The 12,325-nt window shown below is 32.2% G+C and carries 11 protein-coding genes and 1 tRNA gene; 6 read left to right on the top strand and 6 right to left on the bottom strand.

All coding sequences use genetic code 11. The features are described 5' to 3' along the window. Positions 1–146 precede the first annotated feature (146 nt). The 3 genes from QZ260_RS07255 (at position 147) to QZ260_RS07265 (ending at position 4,671) form a co-directional block, all read left to right on the top strand. Positions 147–3,389, top strand: coding sequence for a glycosyl hydrolase (locus tag QZ260_RS07255; protein ID WP_295984535.1), 3,243 nt, complete (start codon positions 147–149; stop codon positions 3,387–3,389). A gap of 139 nt (positions 3,390–3,528) precedes the next feature. After that, positions 3,529–3,603, top strand: a tRNA-Pro gene (locus tag QZ260_RS07260). 198 nt (positions 3,604–3,801) lie between these two features. Beyond that, complete coding sequence (locus QZ260_RS07265) at positions 3,802–4,671, top strand: glycoside hydrolase family 16 protein (RefSeq protein ID WP_295984538.1); 870 nt, start codon at positions 3,802–3,804, stop codon at positions 4,669–4,671. Positions 4,672–4,972: 301 nt separating this feature from the next. Here the strand turns inward: QZ260_RS07265 and QZ260_RS07270 are convergent, their stop codons facing one another. The 4 genes from QZ260_RS07270 to QZ260_RS07285 all read right to left on the bottom strand — a co-directional run bounded on the left by QZ260_RS07270 (position 4,973) and on the right by QZ260_RS07285 (position 8,678). Beyond that, entirely contained in the window at positions 4,973–5,701 is a 729-nt protein-coding gene (locus tag QZ260_RS07270; RefSeq protein WP_295984540.1) for a head GIN domain-containing protein, read from the bottom strand. 158 nt (positions 5,702–5,859) lie between these two features. Continuing rightward, the gene (locus QZ260_RS07275; protein WP_295984543.1) at positions 5,860–7,647 is read right to left on the bottom strand and encodes a PspC domain-containing protein; all 1,788 of its coding nucleotides are present in this window, start codon (positions 7,645–7,647) and stop codon (positions 5,860–5,862) included. Beyond that, a complete protein-coding gene (locus QZ260_RS07280; RefSeq protein ID WP_271757320.1) occupies positions 7,644–7,985 on the bottom strand; it encodes a PadR family transcriptional regulator in 342 nt (113 codons plus the stop codon). The genes QZ260_RS07275 and QZ260_RS07280 overlap by 4 nt, the downstream gene beginning before the upstream one ends. A gap of 246 nt (positions 7,986–8,231) precedes the next feature. Next, complete coding sequence (locus QZ260_RS07285; protein ID WP_295984547.1) at positions 8,232–8,678, bottom strand: DUF4870 domain-containing protein; 447 nt, start codon at positions 8,676–8,678, stop codon at positions 8,232–8,234. 145 nt (positions 8,679–8,823) lie between these two features. Here QZ260_RS07285 and QZ260_RS07290 point away from each other — a divergent pair, with 145 nt between their 5' ends. The 3 genes from QZ260_RS07290 to QZ260_RS07300 all read left to right on the top strand — a co-directional run bounded on the left by QZ260_RS07290 (position 8,824) and on the right by QZ260_RS07300 (position 10,596). After that, positions 8,824–9,279, top strand: coding sequence for a DUF4442 domain-containing protein (locus QZ260_RS07290; RefSeq protein WP_295984550.1), 456 nt, complete (start codon positions 8,824–8,826; stop codon positions 9,277–9,279). Between the two features lie 197 nt (positions 9,280–9,476). Continuing rightward, entirely contained in the window at positions 9,477–10,277 is an 801-nt protein-coding gene (locus QZ260_RS07295) for a TIGR00266 family protein (protein ID WP_295984553.1), read from the top strand. Between the two features lie 121 nt (positions 10,278–10,398). Next, positions 10,399–10,596, top strand: a complete 198-nt coding sequence (locus QZ260_RS07300; RefSeq protein ID WP_271757330.1) for a hypothetical protein — start codon at positions 10,399–10,401, stop codon at positions 10,594–10,596. A 44-nt stretch (positions 10,597–10,640) separates the two neighbouring features. On the opposite strand, the gene QZ260_RS07305 is transcribed toward QZ260_RS07300, so the two are convergent. Together QZ260_RS07305 and QZ260_RS07310 are read right to left on the bottom strand one after the other, a co-directional pair. Continuing rightward, positions 10,641–11,579, bottom strand: coding sequence for a hydrogen peroxide-inducible genes activator (locus QZ260_RS07305; RefSeq protein ID WP_295984556.1), 939 nt, complete (start codon positions 11,577–11,579; stop codon positions 10,641–10,643). A gap of 136 nt (positions 11,580–11,715) precedes the next feature. After that, positions 11,716–12,138 carry a DUF2141 domain-containing protein gene (locus QZ260_RS07310; protein WP_295984557.1) on the bottom strand — a complete coding sequence of 141 codons (423 nt, stop codon included), beginning with the start codon at positions 12,136–12,138 and terminating at the stop codon, positions 11,716–11,718. Positions 12,139–12,325 lie beyond the last annotated feature (187 nt).

Here is a 12,325-nt window from a genome sequence, read left to right on the forward strand (position 1 = left end):
AAAGTAATTTACTTTGGCTTTTTTTATAATGTTTCTAATGAAGGGTTTATAAGGATTATTTAAACCTGTTAGCCAGACTAAATACAATTTACTTAATTTACACGTCTTATGTTTTATGTTAGTCTTATATTTATCAAAAAAGCACTATGAATATCGCAAGTAAAATATCGATTTTGTTAATTTTATTCTTTTCTACGTTACCATTTAATGCTCAAGAAAAAGATTCAACTCAATTAGAACACGCCATTTCTGGCTTAAAATTTAGGAGTATTGGACCAGCATTTATGTCTGGTAGAATAGCAGATATTGTTATAGATCCCAATAATCAAAACATTTGGTATGTAGCAGTAGGTTCTGGAGGAGTTTGGAAAACGATAAATTCTGGAACAACATGGCAACCATTAACAGATAAAGAATCTTTTTATTCAACAGGTTGCTTAACTATTGATCCAAATAATTCTAATAATATTTGGTTAGGAACTGGGGAAAATGTTGGAGGAAGGCATGTTGGTATAGGGCATGGATTATATCTTAGTAGAGATGGTGGAAAACAATGGGAAAACAAAGGGTTGAAAAATTCCGAGCATATTTCAAAAATAATAATTAATCCAAAAAACTCACAAGAAATTTGGGTAGCTGCACAAGGACCTTTATGGAGTTCAGGAGGTGATAGAGGCCTTTATAAAACAATCGATGGTGGAAATACATGGAGGTTAGTTTTGAGCGGTAATAAATGGACTGGTGTAACAGATATTTTAATTGACCCAAGAAATGAAAAAGTACTTTATGCAGCAACATGGCAAAGGCATAGAAATGTTGCTGCTTACATTGGAGGAGGAGAAGATACAGCAATTCATAAAAGTATTGATGGTGGAGAAACTTGGGAAAAACTTACAAACGGATTGCCTAAAACTAATATGGGTAAAATCGGACTTGCAATTTCTCCAATAAATCCAAATGTTATTTATGCTGCAATTGAGTTAGAGAGAAGAAAAGGTGGTGTTTTTAGATCAGAAAATCAAGGTCAAAGCTGGGTTAAAATGTCAAATACAGTTTCAGGAGGAACAGGGCCACATTATTACCAAGAACTTATTGCTTCTCCTCATGAATTCGATAAACTTTATTTAATGAATAATAGCACGCTTTATTCAACTGATGGTGGAAAAACATTTAAAACCATGAAAAAAGCTAATAAACACGGTGATGACCATAGTTTAACTTTTAAATTAAATGACCCAAATTATATGCTTATTGGTACAGATGGAGGGATATATGAATCATTTGACAAATCTGAAACATGGAGATTTGTTAATAATTTACCTATAACTCAATTCTATAAATTAGCAGTTGATGATGCAAAGCCTTTTTATAATATATATGGAGGAACTCAAGATAATAATACTCAAGGCGGACCATCAAGAACTTTAAGAAGTAATGGGATCTCTAATTCAGATTGGTACGTTTTATTGGGGGGCGATGGACATCAACCTGCTACTGAACCTGGTAACCCTAATATAGTATATGCTCAATCACAACAAGGGGAGTTACGTAGAGTTGAAAAATCAACGGGTCAGTCAGTTTATATCAAACCGCAATCAGGTATTGATGAGCCTTATGAGCGCAATAATTGGGACTCCCCAATATTGGTAAGTCATCATAGCCCAAAACGCTTATATTTTGGTTCTCAACGTGTATGGAGATCTAATAATAGAGGAGATAGTTGGAAACCAATATCAAAAGACTTAACCAAGAATGAAGAGCGACTAACTTTGCCTATTATGGGTAAACAACAGAGTTGGGATAGCGCTTGGGATGTTTATGCCATGTCTACTTATAATACTATAACTTCATTATCAGAGTCAAAATTAGATGAAAACATAATTTTTGCTGGTACAGATGATGGAATAATTCAGCGCACAAAAGATGGTGGGAATTCTTGGGTTAAAACTGAGGTTGGTTCTTTACCAAGTGTGCCATCAACAGCTTTTGTTAATGATATTAAAACAGATTTGCATGATAAAAACAAAGTTTATGTAGCACTTGACAATCATAAATTTGGAGATTATAAACCGTATTTATTAAAAAGTAATGATGGTGGTAAAAGTTGGAATAGCATAACAAATGGTATACCTAATAATAGTTTTGTTTGGAGAATTGTACAAGATCATATAAATCCTAACTTATTGTTTTTAGCTACAGAGTATGGTATTTATGTTTCATTAAATCAAGGTGATAGCTGGATGAAATTTTCTCAAGGTTTGCCTACAATCTCATTTCGTGACATAGCAATTCAAAAAAGGGAAAATGATTTAATTGTTGCATCATTTGGAAGAAGTTTTTATGTATTAGATGATTATACTCCTTTAAGAAGTATAAACCCATCTACAATAAACAAAGCACAATTGTATAAACCACGTAAAGCGTTGCAATATCAACCAATTAATGGAGGTACATCTAGTCAAGGAGCTAGTTTTTATACTGCAGAAAACCCTGATTATGGTGCGTTATTTACGTATTATATTCCTGAAAATTTTGATAACTTAAAAATCAAAAGGCAGAAAAAAGAAAAGTTATTAAACAAAGAAAATAAAAACATCCCTTTTCCAGGGTGGCAAGCTTTAAGTGATGAAAAACATCAAGACAAACCCAATGTTATATTAGTTATTAGAAATGATAAAGGGGGATTTATAACAAGAATACCTAGCGAATATAAGCGAGGCATAAATAGAGTGACCTGGAATTTAAAGCAACCTTTAGTTTCTAATTTTAATATGGAAACAATTAATACTGCTAAACCATCAAGATATATGTTTTCAAAACCTGGCATATATAATGTAACTCTATATTCAATTATAGAAGGAGAAACTATTAAATTAGGTGAAACACAAAATTTTAGTGTTGAGCGTATTAGAGAGAATGTTTTAAAAAATCCTATGTCAGATATAGAAATATCTGATTATTCAAATAACATAATTGAATTCAAAACCTCAGTTAATACCATAACTAACGATTTTAAAAAAGCATCAAAAAAATTAAAATCTTTTGATAAAATACTTAAATATGCGAATTTAACTCCTGGTAAATTAGAGAGGGAAATACATGATTTAAAAAAAGTAATGTACATTTTAGATGAAAAAATAAATGGAAACTCAGCAAAAAAAGAAATCAGAGAAAAAGAAATATTATCTATAACATCCAGAATTTCAATTGCCCAAAGAGGTTTTTCTAGAAGTACATATGGACCAACAGAAATGCATTTAGAAAATTTTGAAATTGCAAAACAATTATTTAGTAGATTAAAGCCTAAACTAGAAAGCTTCTCAAACTTAGACGTACCAAAGATTGAAAATTTGCTTAAAGAGGCTGGCGTGCCTATAATATTGGATTAATTTTGTTTATAATGATATGGAGTCACTATAAATAGGTTGACATTTTAATGAAAACACAAAAAAGCTAAAGTAAATTGATTTGGCTTTTTTGTGTTTTGTAAATAAGTTAAAAAGTATTTTCTTTGAAATCTAAAGTATTCGGGATGTGGCGCAGTCCGGTTAGCGTACATGGCTGGGGGTCATGTGGTCGCAGGTTCAAATCCTGTCATCCCGACTAAATTATATTTTTAGATTTATGTAGAAAGTTTACTTTCTTAAGTGAATTTGAAATTTTAATTTGCAAAGAGGGTTTATTAGGATTATTTAAATCCTGTCATCCCGACTAAATTTAAACAATTTATAAGCAAATCGATATTGTAAATACGGCTCCACTTTTATTTGTTTAGTTTTGATTAATTAAAAATCCTCAATTATGAAAAAATCACATTATTATAATTTGCTAAGTTTTTTATTAACCGGAATGCTTGTAATAGCTTGTAAAACAAAAGATAAAGAAGATTCAAATAAAACAGTAGCAGCAGATGTCTGGAAAGTAGATTTTCAAGATGACTTTGACACTTTTAATCTGGATAATTGGCAAGACCAACGCATTTGGGTAAACAACGAAACACATTGCTATGTGCCCGATAATGAATTTGGAACACGAGAAGTTAGCAATGGTACATTAAAATTGAAGGTTGTCAATATTGGCGAGAAAATAAGCTGTGATAATTTGGACAAGCACGGAAATCAACATCCTGATACCGAATATGTTGCTGGTCGTATTGTGTCAAAGAATAAAAAAGAATTTATTAAAGGTAAATGGACTGCAAGATTAAAATTAGGGAGTAACGGAGAACCTAGTATGTTTCCAGCTTGGTGGTTACTAGGTGCGCAAAATAACGAATCTCCTGTTCAGGAAGCTGATGAAAATATTTGTTGGCCTTTAACAGGTTCTGGAGAAATAGATATTTTTGAACATCATGGAGATCATATGAAAGATGGCTTTACAACTGGAGCCATAGTAAGTTTAGGAGCGTGTGATAAAGGTGATTGGCAAAGTAAACGCAGAAACTTTGAAGCTACTTTAAATGAATATCACACCTATTCTGTAGAATGGGAAAAAAGCGATTTGGTATACAAACTGGATGGTGAAGAAATATACAGAAATGTTGGTGAAGGCGATAAATATCCAGAACCCATGTTTGCTATTTTAAACTTCGCAAAAATTACCGACTCACCAATGTTAGGTACTGAGTGGGTTATGGAAGTGGACTGGGTAAAACATGAATATCGAAAATAATCAGATTTATTACTTTCAAATTCTAGGACTCGTGTAATTTCTAATACTATAAATAACTCATTTATTTAACCTTTTTTTGAAGCTTTGTCGTAACTGTTATTATAATCTTAGGATTTTCATATAAATAGAACTCGTACCTGAAGCTTCAATAGTAATTTTCTCTAGTCCTCAAGATATACATCACTACCAATTAGACACATTGAATGGCTAATTAGTCACTAAAAATAATAAAACAAAAACCACTCCAAACTTTTGTTAAAGCTTGAAGTGGTTTTAATATCAGTTGGTTTTGTTAATACTCTTATTGTTGTCTTACACTTCCAGAAGAGCTGTCACTTTTATCAACCTTTTCTGGGTTTCCGTAATATTTAACATCGCCGCCGCTGGTAGCTTTTGCTGTTAATTCTTTAGAGGTGTTCACTGTAATATCTGCACCGCTAGTGGCTTTTACTTGACTAGATTCTGCCATTAAATCGGCAGCTTTTATATCACTTCCGCTTGTAGCTTCAGCAATTAATTTAATTGTTTTTCCAGATAGTCTTAAATCGCTTCCACTAGTAGATTTACAATTTAATACAGAAGTGTTTACATCGAGTTTCATATCACTTCCGCTCGTGGATTTTAAATCTAAACGTTCCGAAATAATTGTATTCGTAGAATAAACGTCACTGCCACTAGTAGACACAATGCTTGATATATCTTTAAAACTAACATGTACTTTTTTTGATATAGCGCTACCAATATTTTCTTTAGTGTGAATTTTTAAAACACCATCTTCAACTTCAGTTAAGATGAGTTCTTGTAAGTTTCCATCAGCTTCAACGCTAACACTTTCGTTATCACTTTGCGTTAAGTAAACATCCAAACCTTCTGTTGCTTTAATAGCTGAAAAAGATTCGTTTATAGTTCGGTGCTCTATAACTACTTCGCCATTTCCTCTAACACCAGAGTTAAAGTTCATATCAAAGTTACACGAAAAGAGCGTTAAGCTTAATACGGTGGCTACAATAAATTTGATTAGTGTTGTCATGATTATTTGTTTTTTGATGATTAATGTGTTGTTCAAATATCTAATTATTACATGTGCTTTGATAATTTAAATACCTGAACTGTTATCTTTTAATGATGAATTGTAAGTAGAACTAATCCCGAATTTTCATCGTGATTTATGCTTGTTTATAATATCTATTACTCTGATTCTATTAGTTCAACGCCATCAGAATTAATATTCAGTTTTATCTCAACTGATTCTGCTTTAATGCCAGTCTCATCTATTTTTAGGCTACCATCTTCTGAATTAATTTCTATTCCATTATTATCAATTTTAAGTTTTGGCGTATTCACCTTTACTTTAAAATCTTCTTCAGGGCAGTCTAAGCATTCCACTTCATCATAAAGAATTTTTAAATAGTGGTTGGTATCGTCTCTTGAAACAATATTACCATCGTATGTTTTATAGTGTAAACTCTTTTCTGTACTGTTATTAAAATACGCAACAGTATTTTCTGGTAAATAAAGCACAACATCCACTTCCTGGTCACTAAATTTATTTTCAGTATTTGTAGTTAAATAAGAATCTAATAGTAAAGTATTGTTTTTAAGTTCAAAACTATAATTTATATTTTTTGCACGTTCTATGGCTTTGTCATAATCTCTACCATCAGCCCTTTTTTTAATGCCTATTCTTGCAATAGAGTCGGTAGTAGATTCTACTGTGATGTCTATATTGGATGAGTATAAAACTTTATCACCATTTTCGTTATGTGCAAGTTTAAAACTATTATGACCGTAATGCTCAGGGCTAAAGTTATCACTGCTTACCATTTTAATATTTAGGGTGTCATTAGCCATAATTGGTAATTCAGTTTTTACCATAAAACTTTCTTCAAAAGCATGTTCGCTGGCTTGTCTTACTCCAACAACGACTAATGATATAATTGAGATAAGCCATAATCCTAACAACGTGAATTTAGCTATATTGCCTATCGATTTTAAGTTGTTTATGAGAATCTTAAGACCTAAGTAAAAAAGGAAAAAGAACGGAATACCAACGGCAAAAAGCGTAAACAAGGATACTAACCAAATTGGTGTTTCACCAGCATTGGCAATCTCCATAAAGTCTAAACCTGGTATATGTATAATGTCTGCAACACCTAATGAAAACAGACCAATAATTAGCCCAATTAAAGCTGCTGCACCGATAATTATAAGTAAAACACCTATGAATTTTGCAAAGACCTTAAAGAAGAACATAATAACATCTCCTATCGTATCAAAAAAAGTTCTTGAAGACGATTTTATAGAGTTAGCGCTTTTTTTTACATCAATATTTTTCGCTGCATTAGAAACCGAGTCCGATACATTTTTTGCAACATCACCTACAGTTTCAGTTACGGTGTCAAACCCGTCTTTTATTTTTTTTTCGATGTTGCTAATATTAACAGGATCCCCTGTCATCATTATTTTTTCAGCAGTAGTTTTTGCTTCAGGCACTAAAACCCAAAGTAAAATATAAAGTAAAATACCTGTACCTGCTCCAAAAATTAAAAGTATCCAAGCTAACCGAATCCAAATGGCATCAATTCCAAAGTAATGTGATAACCCAGAGGATACACCACCTATATAAGAGTTGTCTGTATCTCTAAATAATTTCTTAGAAGCAGAAGATGTGCTTCTGTAAGATGGTTGTGGTTCATCTTCAAAAATTTCATCATCTACCAAATAATCTTCAGGTTGCCCCATTATCGAGATTACTTCATCTACCTCTTTAACTCGTATAACTTGTTTGTCGTTTTGCACGCGCTCATTAAAAAGTTCAGAAATTCGAGCTTCTATATCCGCTATAATTTCAGAACGACCTTGAGAGTCTGTAAATGAACGTTTTATAGCCTCAAGATAGCGTTGCAATTTTAAGTACGCATCTTCATCTATATGAAAAAATATACCTGCTAAATTTATGTTGACTGTTTTATTCATTTTTTTGTTGTTTTTTGGCTTGTTACTATAGTTACTGCATTGTGTAATTCACTCCAAGTCGTGTTCAATTCTTTTAAAAATAATTTACCTGTTTCGGTTAAACCATAATATTTTCTTGGCGGACCAGAGGTCGATTCTTCCCATCTGTAATTTAAAAGTCCAGCGTTTTTAAGTCGCGTAAGAAGCGGGTAAATAGTACCTTCTACAACCAGCAACTTTGCATCTTTTAAGGTGCCTAGAATTTCGGCAACATACGCATCATTGTCCTTTAAGACCGAGAGTATGCAGAATTCTAAAACGCCTTTTCGCATTTGTGCTTTTGTGTTTTCTATCTTCATAGTGTCATTCTTTTAATGTTGTGAAACTGTTCATTTTTTGATTGATTTGATTGATGATTATATTGATGAAATTTTATTATTTTTTTGACGCCTGCCTGCCTACCGGCGGGTTACAACAAGGGTCGGGCTTCCGCTGCAAGTTTTCGCTCATTCCTCGCTGTGGGCTTTACTCTGCAATCCCTAACGCAATTCAGAACGCCATTTAACTTTTGAAATTCATTATTAAGTTTATACATAGCTTATGTTTTATTTTAAAAAATTAATGGTGAATGGATATTTATACAATTTACCATCTCGTGCTTTTAAACTTGCAACAACTATTAGCGCCAATTCAATAATAAATCCAATTACAGCCAATATACCTAATGCGCCTCCTATATAGAGTAGTGGTGATGGTTTACCTATATTGATATGAAAACTTTCAAAGGCATGAAAATCTAAAAAATCAATACCATTGAAAATTTTAAAGATGAAAAATGGAATCGTCAGTGTTCCTAAAATTATAGCGTATAATAAAATACTAATTTGAAAATTGATTATTTGCTTACCATGGCTGTCTATAAATTCAGATTTATCTTTATTGGAAATCCATAATACTATAGGGCCCATAAAATTTCCAAACGGAATAAAGAATCTACTAAAGGTAGATAAGTGAATAAATGTGGCGATGTTTTTTTGGTGATTATCTATCATGATTATAAAACGTATAATAGTTTCTTATACAAATATATGTCTAAAAGAAGGTACTTTGTTACACATAGTACTATAATTAACATAATTTTAACATTTACAAGTATGAAATTATTTCATAACTTCGTGAAAATTATAATATTTAATAATGACTTTAACACCAAGAAAACTAAATACTTACACAATGTATAAGTTGCCGGCAGCTTATTTGTGTGGTGTAAGAACAAAACATATTGATAATGAAACATGTATTGTTGGAGTAACCCATAAATGGGTAAATAAAAATCCGTTTAAATCTATGTTTTGGGCAGTACAAGGTATGGCCGCGGAGTTTTCTACCGGAGCTTTAATGATAAATAAAATACAAGAATCTGGTAAACCTGTGTCTATGTTAGTAACATCTAATAATGCCACATTTACTAAAAAAGCAACAGGTAAGATTAGATTTACTTGTAATGATGGAAAAGCCACAGATGATGTTCTTGCAAAAGCGATAGCAACAGGAGAAGGACAAACTTTATGGATGCAAGCTGTTGGAGTAAATGAAGAAGGTGTTGTGGTTTCTACGTTTAATTTTCAATGGAGTGTTAAGTTGAAACAATAGACAGTTTTTATTAGACTGTCAGTTGTCAACAGTCTTAATTAGAAGTGTTCATTTTGTGCTTTGCATCATAGCGCCTTTTGGCGAAAATCACTTTTTTGCCACCGTTATCACTTCGGAATTTTAAAAATGTTGTAACAAAATCATAAATAAGTCAACATATAAACGATTAAACCTTTAAACGAATAAACTTTTTCAACATGACGGCACACGAAATTGACTACAGAATCTACGGTGAAGAAATGCAATATGTAGAAATTGAACTAGACCCGCATGAAGGCGTGGTAGCTGAAGCGGGTAGTTTTATGATGATGGACAATGGCATTAAAATGGAAACTATATTTGGCGATGGCTCTCAAAAGGATTCTGGATTTTTAGGAAAAATTTTAGGCGCTGGAAAACGGATTCTTACAGGAGAAAGTTTGTTTATGACGGCATTTTATAATGACTTAACAGGAAAACGTAATGTGTCTTTTGCATCACCTTACCCTGGGAAAATTATCCCAATAGATTTAACACGTTTTGGAGGTAAGTTTATTTGCCAAAAAGATGCATTTCTTTGCGCAGCAAAAGGCGTAAGCATTGGTGTTGAGTTTTCAAAAAAATTAGGTCGTGGGCTTTTTGGAGGCGAAGGCTTTATCATGCAAAAGCTTGAAGGAGATGGTATGGCATTTGTTCATGCGGGAGGAACCATGGCTATGAAAGAACTCAAATCAGGTGAAATTTTAAAAGTAGATACAGGATGTATTGTAGGTTTCGATCAATCTGTAGATTATGATATAGAGTTTGTTGGTGGTATAAAAAATACGGTATTTGGCGGAGAAGGTTTATTCTTTGCTAAACTGCAAGGTCCAGGAACCGTTTACATACAATCGTTGCCTTTTAGTAGACTTGCTGGTCGTGTTTTGGCTAGTGCTCCAAGGGGAGGAGGGAAAAATAAAGGAGAAGGTAGTATTCTTGGTGGTTTAGGCGATTTATTGGATGGTGATAATCGATTTTAAAATGTTAATTTCACTTAAAGTTACCAAACTTGGATAATTTTTCATTAAATTTATAGATATAACAGGAACACGCCTATAAAGAACTCTACTATTTATTCAAACCTAAAACTTTAATAAAATTATGGCAAGAGCAATGCTAGAGTATACCAAAACTGTTCTTAAAAAAGTCAGTTTTGACACAACGTTGTTTTGCAAAGAAGTACAAAAGGCATTAGAACGATTACTGCCTTACGAGATTGAAGAGCTTAAAATTTTTATTCATTCTTTGGTACAGCAAAAACCGGAATTAAATCAATGTTTAATCTATTTAAAAGTATAAAAAAAAAGCGACTTTCAGGTCGCTTTTTTAGTGTTTGCTGTTTTTTATTTTGCTAAAGGGCTTATGATTTTTACATTCTGAAATGCAATAGCACCTCGTATAATTCCAGATATAACATCTTGTAAAGCTTCAATTATATGCATCTTTAATTCACTTTTATGATAAATGATACTAACTTCTCTTGCGGGAGAAGGCTCATTAAAATAATGTAAATTTCCTTTTTCTTTGTCATTAATATCTAAGGTGTGTAAGTAGGGAAGTAGAGTCATCCCCAAACCTTCATTAGATAGTTTTATTAGCGTTTCAATACTTCCGCTTTCTAATTGAAATTGATCCTCAGAATGGCTTTTAAAAGCTTTACATAAATTAATGACGCCATCTCTAAAACAATGTCCATCTTCTAGCAATAACATATCGTTAATATCTAATTCTGATACATCTATTTTATTATTATTATGTAGTCTGTGTCCTTTGGGGATATAGCTTACAAAAGGCTCAAAATAAAGCACACGTTCCTTAATACTATCATCTTCTAATGGGGTGGCAGCAATAGCAGCATCTAAATGTCCATCTTTAATTCTAGTTATTATTTCTTCAGTCGTTAACTCTTCTATTTTAAGCTTAACTTTTGGATGCTTTTTTATAAAGCTTTTTAAAAACATAGGTAGCAACGTTGGCATAACAGTGGGTATAATACCAAGTTTAAATTCACCACCAATAAAGCCTTTTTGTTGATCTACAATATCTTGAATTCGGTAAGATTCGTTTACAATATTTCTAGCTTGGGTAACTATTTTTCTACCAATATTGGTGAGTTCAATAGGTTTTTTACTTCTATCAAAAATCTGAACTCCTAGCTGATCTTCAAGTTTTTGAATTTGCATACTTAAAGTGGGTTGAGTAACAAAGCATTTTGCCGCAGCTTTTGTGAAATTCTGGTTTTCGGCAACAGCCAAAACATAATATAATTGCGTAATAGTCATTGGTGTCAATTTAGGATATAAAAGTAAAAAAACTATCAATAAAAGTTATAGAAACACATGTTAATTATAAATTAAATTTAGTCAATAAAAAAAGGCAGCCCATGTGGACTGCCTGTATGCTAAAATATAATTTTGCTTATAAAATGATTTTTAATTCTAGATTTTCATGTTTTAATTCAAATTTTGAAGTTGCATATTGTGGAGGCCCATAGTTCATTGGGTTGTTGGACATGCCGTAAGATTCTTTAGGCATACCGTTTTCTTGAAAATCCATTCTTTTATTTTCGTTTTCATCGTGTAATGCCATAATAGCGTAAGTTCCCATTTCTACATTTTTAAAGGTTACTGTTATTTTTCCATCAATAATTTCGCTCTCTGCGTTTGCAATACCTTGACCTTTCATAAAAGTGTCTTCGGTATGAAGTCCTAAAATAATTTTACCTTTATTATTCGCTATATTTTCTATAGTTACGGTTATGGATTTTTCGTTTTCATTGTCTTGAGCGTAACTAAAGTTTACTGATAATGCTAGTGCGATGATTAATGTTAGTGTCTTCATGATATTTTGTTTTATTTGTTTGTCATGTCAAATATCGAACACTACGCAGGGTTTTAATAATCGTTATTACCGAACTGTAATTTTTATATGATGAATTGTGGTTTACTCATCTACAAAATTTTAATATCGATTTCGTTTTGTTACTTGACTTTGTAAAAAAAATTAGCTCACTTCGTTTCTGCCTGCC

Origin of the sequence: uncultured Algibacter sp. (genome assembly GCF_905480415.1) — a bacterium.
Taxonomy (GTDB): Bacteria; Bacteroidota; Bacteroidia; order Flavobacteriales; family Flavobacteriaceae; genus Algibacter_B.